Here is a 24,056-nt window from a genome sequence, read left to right as displayed (position 1 = left end):
CGTCGGTGCCCCCGATTGTTGCAGTTGCAAGGAGAGCCCAATATGGCCTCGTTTGATTCCGTTTCTTCACCCGTTCCTTCACCCCAGGCGAGGCGCCTGGCCAGCGAGCAGATCCTTCAATCGCTGGTCGATGGCCTGCTGGTCGAGGGGATCCTCGAGATCGACTCGCTGGCCGGTGATGACGGCGATGCCCGCTCGTTTGCCGCTGAGCTGTTTGGTGATGAGGTGCTGGTGGCCCATCCAGCGGCGCGATTGTGGCGCCAAGAGCGGGCCCAGGGCGCTAGCCAAAAGACCAGCCTGGTGATGCTGCTGGAGCCCGGTACTGCCCAGGACTGGCAGAAGGTGCCCGGCACGCCGGTGTTGGCTCACGATGGGGGGACTCCGTCGCCCCTGGATCCCGTGGCATTGATGCGCCGGGTGTTCGGTGGCGATGAACAGGCCCTGACGCCTGGCCAGCGCGTCTTTCTCGACGCCCTGGAGGACAGCCTGTGGCAAGCCACGGCCTCCATGGCGCACGGCGTGGATACCCGCCATCTCGCCTCCCTGGGCACCCTTGAGCACTTCACCATTCTGGAGCAGTGGGCGTCGCTGCTCGACCGGCCCTACCATCCCACTGCCAAGGCCAAACAGGGTTTAAGCGCTGCCGAGTACCGCGCCTATATGGCCGAGTTTGCCAACCCCGTCGAGCTTTACTGGGTGGCGGTAGCGCGTCACCGGCTGACCCATGGCGTAGGGGTGGGGGCTCTCGCAGCCGGCGCGGAGTCGGGCGACATTAGAGCGGCTTCGGGCGACATTAAAGCCCCTGCCGACTGGCTGCTCGCGGCCGAGGAGCGTCAGGCACTCGCCGATGAGATGCGCGCCAAGGGCATCGCCGATAGCCACCTGGCGCTGCCGGTGCACCCCTGGCAGCACGATCATGCCCTGCCGAAGTGGCTCGCCGAGGACTTTGCCGCTGGTCACTGCATCACCCTGGAGGCTCGCGCCGGGCGCTGGTGGCCGACCTCGTCGCTGCGCTCGCTGCTGCCGGCTGCGCCCTCGTCAGACGGCGCCGCGCATAGCCTCAAGCTGCCCATGGCCATCCACTCGCTGGGGGCCTCGCGCTACCTGCCGGCGGTGAAGATGATCAATGGCGATCTGAGCGCACGGCTGCTGGAAGAAGCCCAGCAGCGTGATCCACTGCTGGAAAGCGCCCTGCACCTGTGTGACGAAGGCAAGTGGTGGGCCTACCTGCCCGAGGACGCCAGTCTGTTCGATGAGGCCCCGCGCCACCTGAGCGCCATGGTGCGAAGCTACCCGCAGGCGCTGCTCGAGCAGGCCGGCACCCAACTGGTACCCATGGCGACCCTGGGCACGCCACTTCCGATGGTCGGGGCGTCCGGTCCTGCGAGCACCAGCGCCCATCACGTCTTCGATGACTGGATGGTGCAGCGTGGCATGGAAGCCGGCGCCGCGAGCGCACAGGCGCTGTTCGGTGAGCTGTGTGCGCGCTTTTTCGAGATCAACCTGCGCATGCTGAGGCTCGGCATGCTGGCGGAGGTGCACGGCCAGAACGCAGTGCTGGTGGTGCGCCAGGGTAGGGTCGAGGGACTGTTGCTGCGTGACCACGATTCGCTGCGTATCAACGTCGGCCAGCTCGAGCGTCACGCCATGCAGGATCCCTGCTACCGGATCAAGCCGGGTCACGCTAACACCCTCTACCACGACAGTCAGGAGGCGCTGTTGTTCTGGCTGCAGACCCTGGCGATCCAGGTCAACCTGCGCGCCATCATCGACACCCTGGCGGGGCACTATGGCCTTTGCCAGCGCGCGCTATGGCGGGATCTGGCGGTTCAGCTCGAGGCCCAGCTCGACGCCGTGCCCTTTGAAGACGCCGAGCGCAACGCCTTGAAGTCCGCGCTGTTCGAGCGGGAGCGCTGGCCCTACAAGCGCCTGATCGCCCCGATCATCGAGCGCGCCGGCGGCCCCGGTAGCATGCCTTTTGGCGTCAGTGAGACCGTCAATCCGCTGAGGGCCTGCCAGGGGGCGCTGACGCATCAGAACGCCGAGGCAAATGGCGGTGTTGAACAGGGTGTCAGTAGCGCTGACGAAGCCGACCGTCTGGGGACACTGCAGCAAGCCTGATCTCACCGTCAGGTAAACGAGCGGCGGCATCGGTGAACACCGATACCGCCGTTTTTTCGTGCGCAAGAGACGGGATATTCAGCGCAGCCATTCGGGATGCTTGGCGAGCATCGCCTCGCGCCGACGAGTTTCGTCCTGCTGCTTCGTCAGCGCTTTTTCGGCCAGCTCGTCGGCTCGGTGCGGGGGCACCACGAATAGACCGTCGTCGTCGCCCAGCACCAGATCGCCGGGTTCGATGGTGACCCCGTCGATGGCTACCGGGGCGTTGATTTCGCCCTCCAACGACAGCGAGCGGGTGGTCAGCGGACTGGTACCTGCAGCAAATATCGGCAGGGCCAGCCGAGACAGCGTCTCCCGGTCGGTGACAGCGCCATTGGTGACAACGCCGGCCAGTCCCTTGGTCAGCGCCGCGTAGGCGCGAAACTCGCCCCAGCAGGCGCGACGATGATCACCGGACACGTCGATCACCAGCACGTCACCGGGGCGTGCGAGCGTCAGAGCCTCGCGGATGATGGCGCCGTCGACATGGGGAATTCGGACCGTCAGGGCGGTGCCGACCAGGCGCACCGGACGATGCAAAGGCTCCAGCGAGGCGATGGCGCCAAAGTCGCTGAAGTGGCCCAGGGTCGAGGTGGCAAGCCCGGCGAAGCGATCGATCTGCGCCTGGCTGAAGCTGTCCCTGCGTGGGGCAATGTGGAACATCGGACCTCCTGTCGGATGTGTTGCTTAGGGCTTGTCTGAAAAGTGCCTGCGCTCGGTAATACGGCGTTAAAAATCGGATCAACATGCTCATTTACACCCCGTAAACTGCGCTGTCTCACCGATTTTTGCCTTGTCTAACCTTCGCTCGTCGACTTTTCGGACAGCGCCAAGGGATTGCGGAGAGGCTGCTGCGAGACTGCTGAAAGCAGAGCAAGTGCTGACCAGATCACGGCGAGGCACTCAGCGCCCTTACTGCCGGGTGCGATAGAGCAGATAGACGAAGAAGGGCGCACCCACCGCGGAGACGAAGACCCCGGCGGGCAGGTCCTTGGGCAGAAAGGCCACTCGGCCGATCAAGTCGGCGTAGAGCACGATCAGCGCGCCACACAGCGCCGCCACCGGCACCAGCCGTGCAAGACTGCGGCCGACCAGGCGGGCCGCCAGATGGGGTGCCACCAGGCCAACGAAGCTGAGTCCTCCGGCAAACGCCACCGCCGCTCCGGCCAGCGCCACGCTGAGGGCCAGCAGGATCAGCCGGCTTCTCAGCACATCGACACCGAGCCCGACGGCCACGGCGTCGCCCAGTGCCAGGGCGTCCATATGCCGAGCCAGGCTCAGGCACAGCGGAATCGCCACCAGCAGCCAGGGCAGCAGCGACAGCACATGGCGCCACTGGGCCGCATACAGGCTGCCGGTGAGCCATACGTAGGCGTGCAGCGCCGAGGCGTCGTCGCTGATCACGATCAGCAGGGTCGTCGCCGCGCCCATGGCGGCGGATAGCCCGATACCCACCAGCACCACCCGGCTGGGGTTGAGCCCTTTACGCCAGGCCAGCGCCACCACCAGCACGGTGGCCAGTACAGCGCCGCCCAGCGCTGCCAGCGGCAGCAGGTGGATGCTCAGCTGACTGGCGAAGCCGGCCAGAAACACCACCGCCGCCAGCGCCGCGCCGCTGGTGATACCGATCACATCCGGCGAGGCCAGGGGATTTCTGACGATGCCCTGCAGCACCGCGCCGGCCACCGCCAGCGCCGCCCCCACCAGCACCGCCAGCAGAATGCGCGGCAGCCTCAATTCCCAGACGATAAAGCCAATGTCGCTGGCCTGGGGCGCGGCCAGGGCTTTCAGCACCTCGATGGGGGGAGTGGGGAAGCTGCCCAGCGACAGCGACAGGCCTGCGCTTGCCACCAGCGCAAGCGCCAGCAGCGCTACCAGGCGGCGATAGCGTCGGTTGGCCCGATCTTGTGTATGGCCTTGCGTATGGCCTTGTGAATGGCCCTGTGTCTGATCCTGTGTGGCGGATTCGGCGTTGGCGCCAGACAAGCTGCTCATGCGGATACCTGCTTCTTGCGGGCCAGATAGATAAAGAAGGGCGTGCCGATCAGAGCGGTCATGACGCCGACCGGGATCTCCTGGGGTGCCATCAGGAAGCGCGAGGCGATATCGGCTACCAGCAGCAGCGTGGCCCCGAGCAGCGCACAGGCCGGCAGCAGCCAGCGATGGTCGATGCCGACCAGTCCGCGGGCCATGTGTGGCACGATCAAGCCGACGAAGCCGATCATCCCGGCAAGCGCCACCGAGCTGCCGGCCAGCAGGATCACGCACAGACCCAGGGCAAGCTTCAGGGTGCCGGCGCGCATGCCAAGGCCGGTGACCATGTCATCGCCCAGCAGCAGGGCGTTGGCCTGACGGGCGAGGGCCGCGGTGATCGCAAGGGCCAGGGCAAACAGCGGCAACAGCGGCACCACCAGTTCTAGCTCGCGCCCGGAGACCGACCCTGCCAGCCAGTACAACACGCTCTCGAAGCTCTGCTGGTCGATGATCAACAGGCCCTGACTGAAGGACACGAACATCGCCGTCACCGCCACCCCGGCGAGCACGACCCGAAGCGGTGACAGCTCGCCGCGCCGGCCACGGCTGAGCGCCACCACGGCGAGTGCGGCCACCAGCGCGCCGAGCAAGGCCGCCCACACGTACTGACCGGGGGTGTGCAGCGGCAGCAGCGATACCGCCACCACCACAAAGAACATGGCGCCGGCGTTGATGCCGAGGATGCTTGGCGAGGCCAGCGGGTTGCGCGTCATGGTCTGCATCAGCGCACCGGCCACCGCCAGGCTGGCACCGGTCAGGGTGGCGATCACCGCCCGGGGCAGGCGTTCGCTGAGGATGATGATATGGCTGACCCTGCCGCCGTCGTAGTCGGTGATGGCCTCAAGGGCGGTAAGCGGCGCGATCTCGGTGGTGCCGAGGACCACACTGGCGCCGAACGCCGCCAGCAGCAGCAGGGTACCGAGGATCAGTCCGGCGGCCCGGGTCGAGGTGCGTTCCAGCATCAGGCCGCACCCTCGTCTGTTGTTGGCGACGGCTCTTTCACAGCTGAAGGCTCTTTAATAGCTGAAGGCTCCTCACCCAGCGCGTCACCCAGCGCGCAGGAAGGGGAGAGCGCCTGGGGCGCCAGGCCGTAGTGGCGATAGAGGTCATCGAGCATGGCGTTGGCGGCGAGGATGCCACCGCCCATGATCCAGTTGACCGTGTCCACCTCGTACACCCGGCCGGCTTGTGTCGCGGTGAGTCGCTGCCATAGCGGGTGGGCGGTCCAGTGGCGGTAGGTGTCATGGATCGCGGGGTCGTCTTCCAGCAGCACGAAGATGACGTCGGCGTCCAGCGCGGGGATGTTCTCTTCGCTGGTCAACTTCATGCCCCAGCCGCTGTCGTTGGCGGCGTCAGGCTGGCGGAAGCCCAGCTCCTCCAGGATGCTGCCGGCGAAGCCGGAGGAATACAGACGCACGTGGTCGCTCTTGAATCGCACCACCGCGGCCTTCTGCGGCCAGGCGTCACCCAGTGTCGTGGCGATTTTCGCGCGCAGATCCGCTACCCGGTCGTCCCAGCAGGCCAGCAGTTGTTCGGCCCTGGCCTCGCGCCCGGTCGCCGCCGCCACCAGCGTGAGCGAGGTCTTGAAGTCAGACACCGTGGACGAGAACCGCGTCGGTGCGATCTGCTCGAGCAGCGGGCGCACCCGTTCGTGTCGAAAGCGGGTGGCGACGATCACCCCGGGATCGAGCCAGGCCACCTTTTCCAGGTTGGGCTGGGTCTCCAGGCCCACGTGCTCGACGCCATCGAGCGCCTCGCGCAGGTAGCGATAGGTGGGCTTCTCCATCCAGGCATCGACCACCCCGATGGGCGTTACGCCCAGCGCCACCGCGCTGTCCGTGGCCCCCTGATAGAGCGTGACCAGGCGTGGCGTCGAAGCCGAGGAGACTGCCAGAGCAGCGGCCGCCGAGACCGCGCTTACTTCAGACCTTACATCAGCCCTTGTATCAGCCCTTGCGTCAGTCCTGATGTCGGCCTCGGCAGTGCCTGTAAACAACAGCATCCCGGCGAGCAGGGCGAGTGCCACAAAGGCCAGCACGCCGGCGAACAGCCCCAGCACCAGCAGCAGACTGCGCATCACTGAGGGTGCTTGCCGGGAAGTAGGCGGCCTCAAGCGTGAGCGCGGCGGCGGTCGCAGAGATGGCGTGGGGGTCATGAGGAGGTTCCGTCACGTGAGCTTGCGGGCTGGGCGGAGGCCTGGTTTTCTTGGCGCCCCGGAGACTGGCGTGTCTGGTGCCCCGACGAGTGGCCGATTTCTCGCCCCAGCGCCCAGGCCAGCGGCAGGCACAGCAGGGCAATGGCGGCCAGGGCGATAAAGGTCTCGTGCAGGGCCTTGGCGCTGGCCTCGGCGGCACTCACGCCAGCGGCGGTGACGCCACTTACGCGGGTGTCGTAGTAAAGCGAGAGCGCCACCAGACCCAGCGAGGCGATCAATCGCCTCGCCATATTGTTCATAGCCGAAGCCTGGGCCATGTCCCGGTCGGGCAGGGCGCGCATGCCCACGGTGGTGGAGGGCAGATAGCCGCAAGCCAGGCCAATGCCACGCGTCCCCATCCACAGCCCTACTACCCAGGCTGGCGTCGCCGACGACATCAGCGCGAGCCCCGCCAGACTGACAGCGGTCAGCACCAGGCCGGCGAGAAGACACCACTGGGGCGGGTAGCGGTCGATCATCCGCCCGGCGATGGGCGAAGACAGCGACGCCATCAAGGCCGTGGCCAGAAACACAAGCCCGGTGGTCAGCGGACTCGCCCCGAGCACCTGGTGCATCCACAGCGGCACCAGCAGCACGCAGCCGAACAGGATGATGGACTGCAGGCAGGCCAGGATGACGCTCAGGCGAAAGGCGCGGTGCCCAAACAGGGACAGCGACAGTAGAGGCGCCGGGGCGCCCTGGGCTGCTGTTGGGTCGGCATTCCGTTCCTGCATACGCCCCGCCTTGAACTCCATGCCCCGTTCCACCACCACGAACCCTGCCAGGGCGGCAAGCCCGAGCCCCAGGGGGACGAGCGCCGAGGGCGTGAGCAGTTCGGCCAGACTGTCGATTCGGCTCAGCGAAAACAGCACCGCGCCCATGCCGAGGGTAATCAGCACAAAGCCCGGCAGGTCGAAGCGCCTGGCACGGTTGGGCGCCTCCCGATGGAGGCAGCGCCAGCCGACTACCAGCCCCAGCAGCGCAAAGGGCAGATTCATGACGAACAGCGCCCGCCAGTGGCTGACTTCCAGCAGCAGGCCGCCAATGCTTGGGCCGATGGCCGGCGCGATCATCACCGCAAACCCCCAGATGCCGCTGACGCGGCCCCGTTGCTCGGGCGGATAGGCGGCGAAGATCAGCGCCAGCGACAGCGGCATCATCAGCCCCGCCGCCATGCCCTGGACGCCCCGGGCGATGATGATGCTGTGTAGACTGTCGGCCATGGCGCCGAGACCAGAACCGGCGATAAAACCGATCAGCCCCAGCAGATAGATCACTCGTCGGCCGAAGCGGTCGGCCAGATAGCCGGTCAGCGGCATGGTCATGGCCATGCTGATCATGAACAGGGTGATGACCCAGTTCACCTGGCTGGCGCTGGCATCGAAGGTCGCCATCAGCTCCGCCACCGCCAGATTCAGCGCACTGTTATTGAGGCTGACGGTAAAGGTGCCCAGCAACACGCTGACCAGCACCCAGGCACCTCCGGCGCGGGCCTTCGATGAATCATCACAAGACAGCTCAGCACCCCGGGAAGTAGGGGCCTTGGCGAGTGTGTTGGTGGGCCGGGCCTGGAACATGAACCGTCTCACAGTCCTGGAAAGCGGAAATGCGGAGGGCCAAGAGCATGCCATGATGCAAAAGCAAATGCAATTCATTATCAAATGAGAGAGGGGAGATGGTTTGCGTGCCAGGACGCAGTTATGTGCAGTATTGATGCCACTGAATCGCCTCCCCCTCGTCGACAAGAGTCACAAGGCGTAGGCTGGATGCATCTACCGCGCGACAATCAGGAGGCCTGATGGCACGAGTCAAAATCCTCAAGCAGGGCACGATCCACTGCTTTCCTCCCGGCCTGCGTGACGACCAGGGCGAGCTGGTCAACGCCGAGATTTCCGCGGTGGCCTACGACGGCGAGCGACTGTTGATGGCCAGCGACAAGCCGATTCCCGGCCACGAGCGTTCTGCCGCCTTTAGCCTGCCGTTGACCGCCGATGGTCCCGATGACAGCCGCATCGACTACCTGACCCAGCAGACCATCAAGGAAGCGGTGAAGTATGAAGACTTCGCCCTGACCACCGATGGGCGCCACATGATCGCCACCACCGGTTTCGATCGCATCGACGACGAGACCCACGAACTCAACGCCTACAACCACCTGCTGATCTGGCCACTTCACGAGCCTGACCGGGTCCAGGTGGTGGACCCCGACCCCCGTGACGGCGTGGAAGGCTCGCTCGAATTTCGGCGCAAGATGGACGCAGCCGTAGGCGAGCCCTACTACAAGATCGAGGGTCTGGCCGCGATCCCCGGGGAGCGTGGTGATGGCCTTTTGCTGTTCGGCATCCGCGAGCAGGGCAAGGCCCACGATGACTTCGACTACGTGCGCCGGGTCATCGGTGCCCACTACATCATCAACGACGACGACAACCTGGAGTTCGTCGACGCCCTGCACGACGTCTTCAGCTTCGACCCCGGCGAGTACGACGGCGTGGAGCACATCTGTGGCCTGTCGAGCCTCGAGTACGATCCCTACCACGGCCAGCTCTACCTGCTGACCAGCTTCGAGACCGAAGAAGGCGACGACGAGATCATCGGCGGCTATCTGTGGGTGATGTCGCTGCACGACTTCCGCCAGGGCAGGGCTCCCACCCTGGTACGCGACGAGAACGACAAGGTGCTCGAGTTCGAACACAAGGCAGAAGGCCTCGCCGTGCTCGACCGCGAGCGGCTGTTCGTCGCCTACGACAACGACCGCAACTACGACCTGCACAGCGTCAGCGAACGCGACGAACGCCGCTGCTGCGAAGCCCCCTACACCATCCTCGGACTGGTGCAGTAGACACGAAGCGGTTGAGGCATGGCACAACGCCACATCGAACCAGGATGAGGAGACGGAGACTGATAGAGAGTCCTGGAGAGCGCCAATGAGCGATAGCGGGAGAAGGAGAGCGATAGCGCGGGAGAAGGGTAGTGGGAAGAGGGAAGAGGGTGAGTGATTAGGAGCGGAGCGACGCATGGGTGTCGCGGCGGGTACGTCAGCGGTACACCCAGCCGCCATACTGACCAGTGGCAAGCGTCCACCCGAAACCCGCTAGCCTACGGCCGCAGCTTTCGCTATCATACGCCCGCGCTGATAAGGGCCTATAGCTCAGTTGGTTAGAGCAGGGGACTCATAATCCCTTGGTCGCTGGTTCGAGTCCAGCTGGGCCCACCAATGAAATCAAGTGGTTGCGTGACCAAGAGTCACTTTCCATCAATGTGTGGTTGCGGTTTGGTTGCCGATACGCGGCAACTTGGCCACCACGCTTTCCCACCTTGCCGGATCGGCATGCGCATAGCGGCTAGTCACCGTCAGTGACGAATGACCGAGCAGATCCCTTATGCTCGTCAGCGCCTCCCCCTTGCTGGCCAGCAACGAGGCATAACAGTGCCGCAAGTCGTGAAAGCGGATATCAGGGCGGCCAATCCTCTCCCTGGCTTTCTCGAAAGCGCCACGCACTCTGTCTCCGGTCGTATCGAACGGCAAACCAAGCACGAGCGGTAGGGCTTCCTCTGTCAAGGGTATAATTCTAGGCTTCCCACTTTTCGTCTGGTTGGGCCTGAGCACGATGCGGCCGTTGTAGACGTTGCCCGGCTCCAGCCCCATCAGTTCCCCACGCCTCATGCCCGTCAGCATCGCCAGCAAGATCACCTTCCGCTCGACCTTGTAGCGCTTCGGTACTGCTTCAAGCAATTCGGCAAGCTCCATCTCGGTTAGGTAGACATGGCGCTCGTTCTTCGGCGATGGCTTGCGGAGCTTGCCGTCCAGCGGTAGGTCGATCCAGTCCCATTCGCGGTACGACAGCGAGAGTACCCGCTTGACGACCTGTATGCGGTTGTTGATAGTCGACTGCGCCAGTCCCTTCTCCTTGAGAGCCTTCTGCATTCTGCGCGCCGCGTCCAGCAGTTCCTGTCCGATGATTACGCCGGGAGCATGCTCGTCCATCCACCTCGCCACCAGCAAGATGTGTTGCTTCTGCGAGCGTACATCGTATTCGCTGACCATCCGCTGCAGCCCCTCGGAAAAGGTGTACTTTTGCTTACGCCCCATGACGCCGTTGAACTCATCTTCTTGCCGCTGAGCCTCCGCCTTCAGGGCATACTGCTTTGCTTCTCCCTCTGTGCGAAAAGTTCGCTGAGTACGCTGGCCGTTGACGGTGCAGCGTACGACCCACGTGCCGCGATCTTTCCTTTGCGAGACTGTGTATCCCATAGTCGATCCTCTTTGGGTTGAGGATCGCGCCTGCATTTCTGAGCGTACCCTTCAACCGCCTCCCTATCAAAGCGCACCGCGCTCCCGAATTGGATAAAGCCAATTTCGTGCTTGTGCCCATATACCCAGCTCAGGCTCATACCCAGCTGGCGTGCGACCTGCTCCGGACGGAGTAGACTCTCCCCCATAGTTGCCCCTCCCCTTAGCACTACCCCGAAAGAAAAACTTGGTGTTGAGCCAATAATACGCAAACGTATTATTTCGTCAATGCGTTTTCGTATTAATATGGTCGTATAAGCTCGCCGAGTAGGCGGTGGGAAGTTAGGCTGCTCTTAAAGGCGGGTTCTGGCTTCGAGGGCAACTGCAATAATTTCTGAGGTTTTATCCAATAAAATCAAAGGATAAGATGGATTGAGAGGTTTCAGATACCGCTGCCCGCTTTCCTCGATGAGCTTACGGAACGTGGCACCTTGGCTGTCCGGAATCGTGGCAAGGACTAGTTTTCCAGGTATGGCGGGCTCGTCAGAGTCGAAAAGCACCATGGTTCCCTCTGGCAGGCTGGGTGCCACCCCGGTTGGGGCAGCCATGGCATCGCCCTTTACCTCAAGCCAGAAGCCTGTGCCTTTAGTCTGGAAGCCACTGGGTTCAACTCGCAGATCAACTGATTCCGCAGCGCTGTAGGACTGGAGAATAGCTGCTGCCTGTGTCCAGCTAAGTAGGGGATAGTGGTAGGTGGGGGGAGCTGGCTTTGCTTTTGCCAATCTGTGCACGCCCGCTGTGGCCACAGTGGCTAGAACATTTGGAAACGGTAAGCCTGATGGGCCAGACATGGAGGCCGTTGAATCATGGTTCGAAACCTCGTTCAGACCAGCGCGCTGAGGTAGCACATCACCATGAGCGAGATAGCTGGCAGTGGTGCCTAAGGCATTGGCCAGCTTTTCTAAATTAGAAATCCTAGGAGACTTGCTAGCCCCCTTGAGAATGCGATGAATGGTTGGCTGGGGGACCCCTGTTCGACGAGCAAGCTCGTTTTCACCGAGCTCTTGCTCTTCCATAAGCCTTCGTAGCCGTGAGCCGATGGAAGCGTCATCATTCATATGGGACAGCCTATGCACGTTAGCCTTCAAATTTGCTTATACGTAAATGTATAGGGTAAGATGGTGTAAGTCTAGAGGTGATCTCTCGGAAAGTGATTCTTCCGGAGCCTACCGGGAGACTGAAGATGCGAATCAACCAAGCTTTCCAGGAGGCCCGGATGAACACCACACAGGTGGTGAGGGCGTCGGTGTCTATATGAATGTCAATGCGACACCGGCGGCCAACTGTGTCGATGAACGTTTCTAAACTATGGCCAAGTGTTGCATTTAGTCATTGAGGTCGCATGCTTCTATAGAATCCGGGATTGAGTCTTGGCTTTTCTCCGACTTTGTCGGGATAAAATCGATAATGGTTGTTTTGGAAGCGTTCTACATATTTATTTTTTTCAAGTATCGCCAACGCTTCGTCCAGGCGGTCGCGAGTGAGGTGGCTGTAGCGGAGCATCCAGCTGGTTCCAAAAATGCTATTATATTGATCTTGGTAAGCATACATCTTATCGTATAATTTCTTAGCATCTTTCTGCGCCTGTGTCTCGGGCACTAGATATTCAAGAAAATGCATGGAGTAATGCATGCATATATCTCGGGCGCTGATAAAAGTTTCTTTTGTAATGCGGTCGCTGTCGTTTTCACAAAGATGAATAAGAGCCGCGACGCGGTCCATGTTTTCCATTAGCTTGCCGGCATGGTCCGTGGCTAGCTCATAAATGCCATTCACACGACATTGATGTTCAATGAACTTTTCGGTCAAGTTCCACTCTTCAGTCACTTCTGGTAAAAACTCGATAACTTGTGTCTTGGATAGTTTTAAGCCATCCTCACGAAGCGTTTTAAGTAGCAGATCATGAACGCGGAGGTTAAACGCGTCACAGTATGGGGTTTTTTCGGATTTTCCCTCGCTAGAATCCCGATAACCTATAAAAGAGCGAGGGTAGACCGTTAAAAAACGGGCTAATAGTCCTGATCCGCGAGCTCGTTTCCCGCGTCTTTCCAGGTAATGCTCAACGGAGCTTTTCTGTGTCATCAGGGCTGCGGTCAGGCGTCCCTCCGTAATGGTAAAACTTGTCCGGCTACTACGCCCCACCGTAACATCACTACCGCTCCACAGTGCATTGATCGCACTGGTGCTTTGCATGGCCAGGCCATTAAGGATCTCATCCGCCTCGCTGGAAACTAAGCAAGCAACGGGATAATGATCGTGCATCGAGTTCAGAAGCGCCTGTATCGAGGTGTCTTCATGAAGCAAATTAATAGTTTTAGCAAGCTCGGGTTTTTCGTCTTCCATGTTCCTAAGTCGCATTTCAATTTGTTCGCAGTCCTCCCCTCTTCTTACGGCCTTGCGTAATACAGAAAGCAATGTCTGGCGTTTGGTGCTCCATACTTCATGCTCGAATTCATGCTTACGCAGACGCTTTTTATTTTCGTTTTCTTGCTTTTTTTGAAAATCGCGAATGCTCTTGAAAAATTTTGATTCCAAGGCGGTCTTGCGGACGCCGGACTCAGCCACCGTCAGCAGCATCAGCGAGACAGGGTGGATCACATTCCGGTTCGGCATCTTGACCATATAACCGGCTTGGCAGGCGACAGAAAGCGCCCCAAGCGCTGTCGTTAGGGCCATTTCAGGGCTCACCTGCAGCTCATTGGCCACTTCGTCAACGGCGCTTTGTAACCTGGATGACGCGCTGAGCCGGGGCCACTTGTCACTAAGTAAGGGAAATTCAAATGGGACGGCTGCATCGTATTTTTGCATATCTTAAAGTTTTTGTGTGTTGCGAAAAGTGCGAATATTCGCGGATTTCGCGTTTAACATCAAGTACATTCATCATAATTTTAGATATGCGGTCGTGAACCAAGGACCAGCAGGGCTGCTGTTGCCTCAGAAGATGACTGAGCAGCATGCATGGCGAAACCGCATGCTGGGTGGTTCAATCGGCGCCTGCTTCCCAATCGAGCCCTTGGCGCAAGGCGTAAGGCTTGCCGTAGTAGTCCTTTTCATTTTCAAACATCCAAACCGCATGTGCGGCATCTGGGGAAAACTGGGTGGTTTGAAAACAACGAGTGCCCGGGCTCAGATCCTTCGAGTAGGTGTCAGGTCCCGGATGATTAATTACACGCTTGGTGAATAGCTCAGGACGCCTGTTCTGCCAGTCTTTCATCGCTGAAATGGGGGCTTGGTGCTTCAATGCCTTCTGCGGGATGTGATGATTGTACAGCCAGCAGTATCGTTTTAGCGTTTGCTCCAGGTCTTCTCCGGAGACATAGCGACGCGTCGCCAAGACGTCACTGATACGGCCATTGAAGCGTTCGACCATTCCGTTGGTTTGAGGGTGGCCCGGTCGAATCAGGCGGTGCTCCACGTGGTGCTCTGCACATGCCTGGTCAAACGGATGCTGTCCGGTGGGCTTGCGCTCTCCACCAGAGGTGAAGCGATCCGTGAAGCTCTTGCCATTGTCCGTCAGCACCTTTTGGACCTTGAACGGGGCCTTCTCAACGACCCGATGGAAAAACGCTTCAGCATCGCTTGCCGCCTGGCTGGAGCGCAGCTCCAGATAGACCCAGCGCGTAGCTCGGTCGATGGCAACGTACAGATAGCGGCGCTGCGTCTCATCAGGCATCTGCGGCAGATATTTGATATCGATATGGAGGTAGCCCGGTTCGTAGTCTCGAAAGGGCTTGGGCGTTTCCTTCTTGCCCTCCTGATCCCTCTTAGCCAATTGGGCCAAGGTGGGCACCTGGCGGCGTTTCAACATCCGGTGGAGCGCCGCTCTGGATAGCGTGGGATGCAAGAACTCCCGGGCGACGACGAGCAGGTCGTCGAGCCCGAGACGAAGGAATTCGCGTGCCGCAATCAGCACCTCTTCCTGCTCGTGGTTGAGCGTTGCCTTGAGGTTGTGACGGGTGTGGGGGCGATCATAGACGTCATCGCGGTGCCGCCACCGACGTATCGTCATGTCACTGACACCAAAACGCTCCGCCAGCGCCGTATCGGTAATGTGAGCAGGAGCCGCCTGGATCTCAGCGCGAATCTTCGGGGTTGTAGTGGCTTGCTTATGAAGCTTGATCTCCATGGCAATGCTCCTGGATGAACTGACGGAGAAGCCCTCGGGCGGCTATCAAAGGATAGCTCCTTTTGGTCAATTGAACATCCGAGACACCACAAGTAGGCTTTGCACAGGTAACTGACCGCGTACATGATCTCGACCAAGCCTTCTGGACCATCCTTGCGGTAGATATGGAAGGGTACGACTTTTTTGATAATAATCTTCTTGGCCGGTTTTCCATCCTTGGCCGGGATGTCCTTAAATCGGCGTTGCTTACAGAACTCGACCAATCCAGGCATTTCGGAATGAGCACGATTGCCCAGGGCGAAAGCCCAAGCCCGTATCACGCGGTGCGCCATTGTGTTGCTCAGGTACTGACCATCGCTTTCAGGCGTCGGTTTGTAGCTCCCCAAGTGTCTGAAGGCATCACCGTTGACTAGAATGAGGACATGGTAATGGGGCTTGGCCTTGTCAGGGTCAAGGATCTTATCGCCCCGTCGACGCTTGCGCTTCATCCATACTCGGTCCAGTTTCTCTCTCGCCCAGATCGCATGCAGTTTGGCTGAACGCTTACCGCTCGCTCGATTTAACTCCGCTTGTAATCGATCTTGGAATTTTCGTATTAAGCCGTTATGATCGTATTTCAGCGGGTCAGTCATTTTCTCAGGAGTATGCAGATCTACCCGAAAGCCAAAAGTATGATAGTACTTTGACTGTAGATATTTAATAAGCGCAAACGCCTCATTTAAATAATTCAATACCAAAGGTCCTTTTTTACGATCTTGCTTAACATGGTAGCCACGGTAAGTGTTGGCCCAGTGGCAAGTTAGGTGCTTGCGCAGGGGATGTCGCTTGGGGTAAAGATAAAAGATGGAATTCGGGTTCATGGACATGGGTTTGTCTCCGCTAAGGGATTGAGAGAAGGGTCGTTGGGATATAAGCTCACATCTAAACAGCAATATGGTCCCTAAGCCTTGTTAAGCAGGGCTAGATAACGTGTAGACGAGTCGGCAGTTTAATGAATCGAATACCAGGTATAGATGGTAGTCCTGGGCGAGGTTTTAATAGCAGGTTGTATGATCTAATAACACTCAGGCAACCCTTGGGTAGGGTTGCCTATGTTTCAATAAGTACTATTATTTTATAAGTTGGTTGGGTTTGCTTTGGGTGCTATATAAGACAAGCAACATCTAGGTGTCTAGGACACCATACTACCGTTTACCGGAGTTGGATTATTTCCCTGGCTATGATTCACCTCATCTTTCAATTAATAAACGTTAGTGTGGCCAAGCGATTGGCGCGCCTGCTGCTGTAAAAAGTTATCCCACTCGGATTGCTCTAAATAACGCGAGCCAACCAGGCTCGCAATTATGTTCGTGACTCGCCTCTGACGCCGTCTCATGTCATTAACCCTGGTGGTGAAAAAATACGGCAGCGCAGGAATTTGGCTGTCAGCGATTCGGATAGTGCCTGTTTTACGCAGTGTTGCCCTAGTGGGAAGGGCATTCATCGCTATCCCTGCGTCATCTCAAGAATTCGTTCCCGATTAAATTTAAAAAATTTTCAGCCACGTATTACCTCCCTGAAGTCGGGAAGCAATGACTATCTCGACGCGTCTTTTCCGTAATCAGGAGGTCAGCATGACGATCACGTGTCCGAGCTGCGGCTCGCTGCGCACGCGTCCCTTGCATCGGGGGCGAAAGACCGGGGCCGGCATCGGCATGGCAGCGGGGTCTGCCGGTGGCGTTGCCGGGGCCCTGAGCGGGGCCGAGACTGGCGCCCTGGTCAGTGCCTGGGCCGGGCCGGTCGGTCTGGCCCTCGGCAGCCTCACCGGGGCCGTCTTTGGGGGACTGGTCGGCGGCACTGCCGGCGGGATAACCGGTGCCCGCTTGGGTAATGAACTCGATGCCCGGGTGCTCGACAACCACGAGTGCCTGGCCTGCCGCCACACCTTCCGATCCACCCCGTAACTTCCAAGCGCTCCTCGCGCTAGCCCGCTGTTCCCTCGCTTTCTCTTCCCATGGCCCGCGGCCTCGCCGGCGGCGGGTCGTTATGCCGTATTCATCACCCTCACACAGGAGTCATTCCCATGGCCCATCAGATCGAACGCATGGCCTACGTCGGCGATACCCCCTGGCACGGGCTGGGGCAGCAGTTGTCGCGCCACCAGCCCCTCGAGATCTGGCAGCAGCAGGCCGGCATGGACTGGCGGATCGAAGAAGCCCCGGTACGCTTCGTCGCCAATTCGACGTCTCACCTGGGCAGCATCCATGCCTTCCCCGAGCAGAAGGTACTCTATCGTTCCGACACCCAGGCACCGCTGTCGGTGGTTTCCCAACGCTACAAGGTGGTCCAGCCGGCGGAGGTGATGGAGTTCTATCGCGACCTCACCGAATCCGCCGGCTACGAGCTCGAGACCGCCGGGGTCCTCAAGGGTGGACGCAAGTTCTGGGCACTGGCGCGTAGCGGCCTGAGCACCTCACTCAAGGGCCAGGATGCGGTCAACGGCTACCTGCTGCTGGCCACGTCCTGCGATGGCTCGCTGGCCACCGTGGCCACACCGACCACGGTCCGCGTGGTGTGCAACAACACCCTGACCATCGCCGTGGATGGCATGACCCAGGGGGTGAGGGTGCCGCACAGCACTGAGTTCGATGCCCGGCGCGTCAAGCAGCAGTTGGGTATCTCGGTCTCCCAGTGGGACGATTTCATGGTCCGCATGAAGGCCCTCGCCGAGCGCAAGATCAGCCGGGATGAGGCCAGGGCGTATTTCCAGGCGGTGATCTGCAATGCCGAGGAACCGCTGGACGATCCGTCCAGGCTGCCCAACTACCGTGCGCTTAATCGCGTCCAGAAGCTCTATCACGGCGAGGGCCGGGGCGCCGATCTGTGTACCGCCAGGGACACCGCCTGGGGCCTGCTCAACGCCGTCACCGAGTATGTCGACCACGAGAAACGCGCCCGCAGCAACGACTACCGCATGGATTCTGCGTGGTTCGGCCAGGGCGCCAACCTCAAAGACAAGGCCCTTGCGTCGGCGCTTGCGCTGGTCGCCTAACGCCAGGCGTCCCCGGCGCAACGGTCCTTCAAGTCGTCCCTGTTTCCTCTATCCCCGTCAGCCCTTTCACCCCTGACCCATCACGGCATAGCGCCCGGCCTCCTCAGGGCCGGGCGTTTCTGTTTGGAGTGTCACTCATGTCTTCGTCATTGCCCTTTGTACTGTGCCAGTCGCTAACCCAGCTGGCCCGACAACTGCTCGAGAGCGAGCGCCAGGAGGCCCGGACCCACGTACTGGCTCGCGGCCGGATCTATCGCGTCACCGTCGAACTGACCCCGGTACCGCTGGAGCAGGTGCGCGACGTCATCAACGCCTATGAATGAATCGGGAGATATCACCATGGCTACCACCCCTAAGACCCGACAGACAGCGATCGAGCCGATCCCGGTCGTTACCCAGTCTCAACCCGACAGCACCGCGATCATCCAAGTGATCGAGCGCGCTGCGCTCAATCCGGATGTCGATATCGACAAACTTGAGAGGCTCCTGCAAATGCAGGAGCGTGTGCTGGATCGCCAGGCGCTGATGGCCTACAGCGCCGCCATGGCGGCCATGCAGACCGAACTACCCAGCATCGTCGAGCGTGGCAAGACCAACAACGGTCACTACGCCACCCTGGAGGATATCGTCGATACCGTGCGCCCGATAATGAAAAAGCACGGCTTTGCGGTGAGCTTCCGCATTCAGACCCAGGAACGCGGCATTCAGGTGACTGGGGTACTGATGCACCAGGACGGTCATCGCGAGGAGACCAGCATGCTGCTGCCGGCCGATGGCAGCGGCAACAAGAACGCCGTGCAGGCCTTCGGTTCCTCGACCAGCTACGGCAAGCGCTACGTGCTCTGTGCCTTGCTCAACATCACCACCCGGGGCCAGGACGACAATGGCCAGACCGCCGCCCCGGTCAAGCTGGTCACACCCTTCCAGGCCGGCCAGCTCCAACAGCTGATTACCGCCTGCCCGCCGGCCACCCAGGAATGGTTCATCGGCAAGTACGGCCAGGCCGAGCGAGTGCCACGCAGCGACTTCGACAAGCTGCGGGCTTCCCTGCACAAGCGGGCCCAGCCCAATCCTCGACAGCACTGACCGGCCAACGAGGGGACCGCCCCTCGCCATCTATGCCGTCTCGGCGAAATCCCGACGAATAATCCAAGAAGGAGAATGTCATGCAGATCCTGACCATGGAACAGGGCACGCCCGAGTGGCAGGCCGCGCGCCTCGGCATCATCACCATGTCCGAGCTCAAGACATTGCTGGTCAAGGGTAAGGGACCCGGCGGTTTCGGCACCGGGGCCCTGAGCTACATGCATCAACTGATTGGCGAACGCATCACCGGCGAGCCGGCCGATGCCTTTCAGGGCAACGCCCATACCCAGCGGGGTCATGAACTGGAACCCATGGCCCGCGAGCTTTATCAGGAAGCCACGGGGCTGCCACACCTAAAGCAGGTGGGCCTGATTCTCAACCACGGCGTCGGCTATTCGCCGGACTGTCTGGTGGACAGCCGCGGCCTGGCCGAGATCAAGACCAAGCTGCCCCGATACCAGATCGAGGTGCTGCTCGCCGGTGAGATCCCCTCGGAGCACGTCGCCCAGTGTCAGGGCGGGTTGTGGGTCAGCGAGCGGGAGTGGATCGACTTCGTCAGCTACTGGCCGGGCATGCCGTTGTTCGTGAAGCGGGCCTACCGCGACGAGGCATTGATCCGCACCATCGCCGAGCGTGTCGAGGCGTTCCACGAGGAACTGGAGCGTCGCCTGACCATGGTCATGGCGGCATGAGGAGAGAACATGTACCACCGCAAGCTTAGCGCCGGCGAGAACGCCGGCACCTATCGCATCACCGACACGGTGACCGAAGCGGAGCTCTTGAGCATCGCCAAAGCCTTTGCCCGTCGCCGGCTGGCCAGGGGGCGCAAGATCACCCAGCCGGCGCTGGCCTTCGAGTACCTGCAGATCCTGCTGCAGGACGTCGAGCACGAGGTTTTCAGCGCCGTGTTCCTAGACAGTCAGCATCGGGTGATCTGCTTCGAGGAACTGTTTCGCGGTACCATCGACTCGGCCAGCGTCTACCCGCGCGAAGTGGTCAAGCAGGCTTTGGCCTGCAACGCCGCTGCGATGATTCTGGTCCACAACCATCCATCGGGCGACCCCGAGCCCAGCGATGCTGATCGACGGATTACCCAGCGCCTGAAGGAAGCGCTAGGAATGATGGAAATCCGGGTCATCGATCACATCGTGGTCGGGAGTGACGGGTGTGCTTCATTCGCGGAGCTGGGGTTTCTCTGAAAGCGTATCACGACATTCACCGGCGCTGCCCTTTTGGGCAGCGCCGGCATATCATCTAAATTTTTTTGCCATTATCAAGCAGCTTCGTTGAATTTCTCGATGAGTTCCTTCAAATTCGTTGTTTTTCTCACCAATCAACTCAAGGAGAAGCAGCGTGGTCGAGGTTCACCCGGATGTATGGCAAGAAGCGAAGAGAGCATTAGGGTTTGAGTATGTTCCTGATGATGAGCTGACTGAGGAGCAGATCAGGCTTATCGAGAATTTTATACGGTCGAACTACGATAGATACGCATACGTAGGCTCAGACGACTAACCTACCCTCCCAGTTTTGAATCTTCCTCCAGCATGTAGATGAATTAACGTCACTCTAATAGTGACATTTATAAGCCCGCACATCTTTTCCCGGATGATTCTCTGAAGAAGCTCCATCATCCGGGACCCTACATGTGGCAACGGATCATGGCAGCACGATACCTGATAGGTCAATGTTGCATTCCGGTTACTGATACAACCCGTGGATTAACGCCTTTTTTGATAGCTTCGCATGAATACGAATTTTAAAATCACATGCCTTCTGACCTAGACTCACCCACACCCGTGATTACTAGCCACGGCATAAAACCGGTGCTGCCTTTTGGGCGGCACCGGTTATCATACATTTTTTATGCTGAACGCAAACTGCCAGAATTCCTGCTGCATAATGCCAATCTTCGTACCGGCTTTATTGTCAATGCGATGAACCAGTTTTAATCCAAGTTTTTAGGTTCGGAGTAAGGGTTTCATCACAGAATTCCCGGAAACTGAGGACGTTTTCGTGCCCCTCGTACTCGGTTTCTTTTGATTTTCTTAGGCTTTCTGGAATCACTAAATGCACGCCGAATGAAGCCATATCTTCGATAGTATTGCTGGCAATGTTCTCGTCGACTGTGGTAAGAAACAGGCGGCGGCCCTCCATTTCGCGTTCGACCTGCTTCCAGCGCTCGCGCAGAGTCGTTTTTGCACTAAGGATCAAGCCTGTTTCCGATCCTTCTTTTTTGCTGTCGATGAATTCGAGTGAGGGCAAAATAAAGTCAGGACGTTTTTTTGAGGCGAGAATAACCTGCTTTTCGAATGGAACTTTTCCATCGCCTAGCATTGCCTCGATATGGTGCTCGTATGAATAACCGGCACGAGATTTACGCTGCTGACTAGCCGAGAGCATTAACGCATCAATAGCGGGCAGTTCGTCAATCAGTTTGCGTATAATGTCTGAAGTCCTTATTTTGATTGGCTCGTCGCCCATGACTATTCGGATAAGCTCCACAGAGCGTTCGCGACGTTGAAATTCGCGAAAAATACCCCACTCAATCTTTCGGCTAATTTCTCGAAGAGCGTCTCCGGGAGAATCCATGGAAAATGGACTAATGTTTACCAATCCATGTCTTTTCATGAAAACCTGTCTTGCACGAAAAGCTATCTCATAACTTGTTGGCATGACAGAATTTTCTGCTGCGAACCTTGCAATGGCGCCGTCTTCCCAGGCTGAAATAACCTCTTCGGCGAAATCCATGATTCGCGCAGTTTCTTCTGACTTTTTTTCTTCAGGCCTGAAGATGCCGACTTTGAAATCAGGGTCGAGGTTAAAAATATCAGAGAGAAGGGCAGTTTCTTCGCTAGCCGAATCCAGAGTAAGGCACTCAAAAACCGTCTCGTCGGCGAGCTGGATACAGCCTATAAGCAGGAATGAAGCGGGTAACAGTTCTGAAAAAGCTGACTTGGGAATCCTCGTCAGATGAGTCTCTTCACTCTTGCTTCGATAATTTACGAGACGACTTTTTCTATATCCTTTTTCGAATTGCGGCCAGTATGTTAAAAAATAGGCCTCCCATATCTCATTGGTTTTCCCATCCTCTCGCTCTTTTAATGTCAATGTCGGAAAGAAGCCACTGTCACGCTGTGCGTGCGGGATGTATACGCCATTCTGATGTTTGGTTTGGTCATAAGACCAGTCTCTATCATTATTCTCAAGCTTTTTGACAAATACTTGGCTGGCCCTGTCGAGGAATTGCAATAAAACATCGGCATCTTCAGATGGTTTTTCAATATCGAGCTCTGGGTTATTTTTCATTTTCTCTCTTTGATTGTTGAATCTTCTTTTCTGGTTAAGCTACAGTTGTTCGCTTCAGCAGTTTCTTGATGTGCTTTGCGTATTCATGTTTTTTTCGGCCGAGTTTTGGGAGGTTTTTTTGGCCACTCTGTCCAGGAGTCTTCGCCCATAATCAAATCATCGATTTGGGATGCTTCACTGGAGTTATGTTTTAAACCACATTCCCATATCACCAGCACACGCCAGCCTGCGTCAGTCAAGGCCGTCTGTTGGCGCTTGTCACGAGCGACATTGCCATCTAGTTTTTCACGCCAGAAATTTTTTCGAGTGGCAGGGGAGGTTGCGTAGAAGCAGCCCGCGTGACGATGCCAAAAGCAGCCGTGAACGAAGATCGCGAGTCGATATTTTGGCAGGACGAGGTCCGGCTTTCCCGGCAGGCCCGCGCGGTGCAGACGATAGCGGAAGCCCCGGGCGTGCAGGTAGCGACGTACGGCAAGCTCGGGGTTGGTATTCTTGCCCTTGATCGCGGACATCATCCGCGACCGAGTCTGTGGGTCGACGATGTCGTTCAACTAACCCCCTGCTATAGCTGGAGTGTCTGACGCTCTCGCAATAGGGTAATGAGTTCGGAAACGTCCATCAGGTTGCCCGTTTGCGTCGTGGAATAGGTTTCATGCAGTCTCCGAGGCAGGACAAGGGTCAGGCTTGCCTGCTTCATTTCCGTGGTTTGATGCTCCGATATCCCAGGTTGCAGGGTAAGAAGATGCTTCTCGGGGATCCTCCGTGCTTCATTCAGCACCTGTCGCCAGCGATCCTTGCAAGTGGTCTTGACGCCAAGCATCGTCAACCTAGCATCAGGCCAGTCCGGATCCTGGTATTTCTCGGCGCCGGGAAAAAGAAAGTCCGGCCTTGATCGGTTTTCGGTTTGGGCCCCTCGCTGGTGATCCACACCGTTTTCGAGAAAGATCCATTCGAGATGATTCTCCAGCGCGTGACCTGCCCGGGACTTTCGACGGTTGTGGACGCCAAGCGAGAACTGCATGAATTCATCGACATTGTTCGCCCAGGTCTCGGCCTTGCCCCTGAGTTGAGCGCTGACTATGTGGCTTTCCAGTTGCCGGAACAGCGTCTCTTCACGGTCGATCAGCCTGACCAGTGTTTCATCCGGAATCTCGATTGCGTTGATATCCTGCCCAAGCGTTTCCAGTGCCAGTCCCGAGAGTTCGCGCGTTTTCGGAAATCTGGGGCCGAAGCGGTCGAGCATGAGCTCCAGCCAGGTGTCGGAGGCCTCCTCCTCGACTTCAAGCCCGGCACTCTCTGCCACGTAGTTGAAAAGGGCATTGGACTGCGGAGTGACCTTATCAGTGTCGATCGTGGTGAAGCTCTTGCCCGGCACCTTCGACATCCCGAACAACCAAAGGATGTCGCCTCGGTCAGGGCTTTCCTCACTGAGGATCAAAAGCAGCATTGTGCCGTCGTGGCGAAGCGCGCTGATCAGCGTGTCGCCCTCGGCAGCCTTCTGCATTACCTCGTTATCGCGAAAGTAGAGCCTATGTTCGCTTCGTGAAGGATGACGCTCCCGTGCGTCGTACCAGGTTACCTGATCATCCAGTGCAAGGCGGTCTTCCTCGGCCTCGCCAAGATAGATGAATGCAGCGGGAAAGATTCTCCGGTCCACTCCCAGATAGCTCTTCATGGCGTTGGTGCCGTTGAATTCGTGCTGATTTGAGGTGTGCCGCTCTGTTTCGACGGCGCTCAGACGCTTGATGGAGATCCCGGCAAAATGGTGACTGAGAGATGACATGGCCGTTCCATAACACAACGAAAACGAAGAAGACGGCCAGTGGCC

At 58.9% G+C, this 24,056-nt stretch carries 20 protein-coding genes, 1 tRNA gene and 2 pseudogenes; 9 read left to right on the top strand and 14 right to left on the bottom strand.

Going from position 1 to position 24,056, the window contains the following annotated elements:
* Positions 1-42: 42 nt before the first annotated feature.
* On the top strand, positions 43-2,121 hold the full coding sequence (locus NFI08_RS22585) for an IucA/IucC family protein (protein ID WP_349591583.1): 2,079 nt from the start codon (positions 43-45) through the stop codon (positions 2,119-2,121).
* Between the two features lie 78 nt (positions 2,122-2,199).
* On the opposite strand, the gene NFI08_RS22580 is transcribed toward NFI08_RS22585, so the two are convergent.
* The 5 genes from NFI08_RS22580 to NFI08_RS22560 form a co-directional block, all read right to left on the bottom strand.
* The gene (locus tag NFI08_RS22580) at positions 2,200-2,823 is read right to left on the bottom strand and encodes an RraA family protein (protein WP_349591581.1); all 624 of its coding nucleotides are present in this window, start codon (positions 2,821-2,823) and stop codon (positions 2,200-2,202) included.
* A 249-nt stretch (positions 2,824-3,072) separates the two neighbouring features.
* Positions 3,073-4,155 (bottom strand): FecCD family ABC transporter permease, encoded by a 1,083-nt coding sequence (locus NFI08_RS22575; RefSeq protein WP_349591579.1) that lies wholly within the window; start codon positions 4,153-4,155, stop codon positions 3,073-3,075.
* Complete coding sequence (locus tag NFI08_RS22570) at positions 4,152-5,156, bottom strand: FecCD family ABC transporter permease (protein ID WP_349591577.1); 1,005 nt, start codon at positions 5,154-5,156, stop codon at positions 4,152-4,154. Before NFI08_RS22570 ends, NFI08_RS22575 begins: the two co-directional genes overlap by 4 nt.
* Positions 5,156-6,271 (bottom strand): ABC transporter substrate-binding protein, encoded by a 1,116-nt coding sequence (locus tag NFI08_RS22565; protein ID WP_349591575.1) that lies wholly within the window; start codon positions 6,269-6,271, stop codon positions 5,156-5,158. The genes NFI08_RS22570 and NFI08_RS22565 overlap by 1 nt, the downstream gene beginning before the upstream one ends.
* Before the next feature lie 74 nt (positions 6,272-6,345).
* Positions 6,346-7,965 (bottom strand): MFS transporter, encoded by a 1,620-nt coding sequence (locus tag NFI08_RS22560; protein WP_349591573.1) that lies wholly within the window; start codon positions 7,963-7,965, stop codon positions 6,346-6,348.
* Between the two features lie 221 nt (positions 7,966-8,186).
* Between NFI08_RS22560 and NFI08_RS22555 the strand changes: the two genes are divergently transcribed.
* Entirely contained in the window at positions 8,187-9,227 is a 1,041-nt protein-coding gene (locus tag NFI08_RS22555; RefSeq protein ID WP_348814690.1) for a hypothetical protein, read from the top strand.
* A gap of 298 nt (positions 9,228-9,525) precedes the next feature.
* Positions 9,526-9,602: transfer RNA gene (locus tag NFI08_RS22550), tRNA-Ile, on the top strand.
* A 39-nt stretch (positions 9,603-9,641) separates the two neighbouring features.
* Here the strand turns inward: NFI08_RS22550 and NFI08_RS22545 are convergent.
* The 6 genes and pseudogenes from NFI08_RS22545 to NFI08_RS22525 all read right to left on the bottom strand — a co-directional run bounded on the left by NFI08_RS22545 (position 9,642) and on the right by NFI08_RS22525 (position 15,671).
* A complete protein-coding gene (locus tag NFI08_RS22545) occupies positions 9,642-10,640 on the bottom strand; it encodes a tyrosine-type recombinase/integrase (RefSeq protein WP_231498617.1) in 999 nt (332 codons plus the stop codon).
* Positions 10,641-10,690: 50 nt separating this feature from the next.
* A pseudogene (locus NFI08_RS22940) lies at positions 10,691-10,828 on the bottom strand (helix-turn-helix domain-containing protein); the annotation flags it as partial.
* A 144-nt stretch (positions 10,829-10,972) separates the two neighbouring features.
* Complete coding sequence (locus NFI08_RS22540; protein WP_349591570.1) at positions 10,973-11,737, bottom strand: helix-turn-helix domain-containing protein; 765 nt, start codon at positions 11,735-11,737, stop codon at positions 10,973-10,975.
* A gap of 271 nt (positions 11,738-12,008) precedes the next feature.
* Complete coding sequence (locus tag NFI08_RS22535; RefSeq protein ID WP_231498618.1) at positions 12,009-13,367, bottom strand: YfjI family protein; 1,359 nt, start codon at positions 13,365-13,367, stop codon at positions 12,009-12,011.
* Positions 13,368-13,824: 457 nt separating this feature from the next.
* Positions 13,825-14,751 (bottom strand): annotated as a pseudogene (locus NFI08_RS22530) (IS481 family transposase); the annotation flags it as partial.
* Positions 14,685-15,671, bottom strand: coding sequence for a YagK/YfjJ domain-containing protein (locus NFI08_RS22525; protein ID WP_349591568.1), 987 nt, complete (start codon positions 15,669-15,671; stop codon positions 14,685-14,687). The gene NFI08_RS22525 and the pseudogene NFI08_RS22530, both read right to left, overlap by 67 nt.
* Before the next feature lie 747 nt (positions 15,672-16,418).
* On the opposite strand from NFI08_RS22525, the gene NFI08_RS22520 reads away from it, so the two are divergent.
* From NFI08_RS22520 to radC, 6 genes are all read left to right on the top strand, one after another.
* Complete coding sequence (locus tag NFI08_RS22520) at positions 16,419-16,748, top strand: hypothetical protein (protein WP_108132525.1); 330 nt, start codon at positions 16,419-16,421, stop codon at positions 16,746-16,748.
* Positions 16,749-16,867: 119 nt separating this feature from the next.
* Positions 16,868-17,836 carry a DUF932 domain-containing protein gene (locus tag NFI08_RS22515; RefSeq protein WP_108132526.1) on the top strand — a complete coding sequence of 323 codons (969 nt, stop codon included), beginning with the start codon at positions 16,868-16,870 and terminating at the stop codon, positions 17,834-17,836.
* A 137-nt stretch (positions 17,837-17,973) separates the two neighbouring features.
* A complete protein-coding gene (locus NFI08_RS22510) occupies positions 17,974-18,159 on the top strand; it encodes a hypothetical protein (protein ID WP_108132527.1) in 186 nt (61 codons plus the stop codon).
* A 16-nt stretch (positions 18,160-18,175) separates the two neighbouring features.
* The gene (locus NFI08_RS22505) at positions 18,176-18,922 is read left to right on the top strand and encodes an ERF family protein (protein ID WP_231498619.1); all 747 of its coding nucleotides are present in this window, start codon (positions 18,176-18,178) and stop codon (positions 18,920-18,922) included.
* Positions 18,923-19,002: 80 nt separating this feature from the next.
* Positions 19,003-19,614 (top strand): lambda exonuclease family protein, encoded by a 612-nt coding sequence (locus NFI08_RS22500; RefSeq protein ID WP_349591566.1) that lies wholly within the window; start codon positions 19,003-19,005, stop codon positions 19,612-19,614.
* A gap of 9 nt (positions 19,615-19,623) precedes the next feature.
* Positions 19,624-20,121, top strand: coding sequence for a RadC family protein (gene radC / locus NFI08_RS22495; protein WP_108132529.1), 498 nt, complete (start codon positions 19,624-19,626; stop codon positions 20,119-20,121).
* A 727-nt stretch (positions 20,122-20,848) separates the two neighbouring features.
* Here the strand turns inward: radC and NFI08_RS22490 are convergent.
* From NFI08_RS22490 to NFI08_RS22480, 3 genes are all read right to left on the bottom strand, one after another.
* Complete coding sequence (locus NFI08_RS22490) at positions 20,849-22,228, bottom strand: type II restriction endonuclease (protein ID WP_108132530.1); 1,380 nt, start codon at positions 22,226-22,228, stop codon at positions 20,849-20,851.
* Positions 22,229-22,311: 83 nt separating this feature from the next.
* Complete coding sequence (locus NFI08_RS22485; RefSeq protein ID WP_108132531.1) at positions 22,312-22,779, bottom strand: very short patch repair endonuclease; 468 nt, start codon at positions 22,777-22,779, stop codon at positions 22,312-22,314.
* 11 nt (positions 22,780-22,790) lie between these two features.
* The gene (locus tag NFI08_RS22480) at positions 22,791-24,011 is read right to left on the bottom strand and encodes a type II restriction endonuclease (protein ID WP_108132532.1); all 1,221 of its coding nucleotides are present in this window, start codon (positions 24,009-24,011) and stop codon (positions 22,791-22,793) included.
* Positions 24,012-24,056 lie beyond the last annotated feature (45 nt).

The sequence above is a fragment of the Halomonas sp. EF61 genome, from assembly GCF_040147045.1.
In the GTDB taxonomy this organism is placed as follows: Bacteria; Pseudomonadota; Gammaproteobacteria; order Pseudomonadales; family Halomonadaceae; genus Halomonas; species Halomonas litopenaei.
Note: the sequence above shows the minus strand (reverse complement) of the source record. Positions and strands in the feature narration are given on the sequence as shown.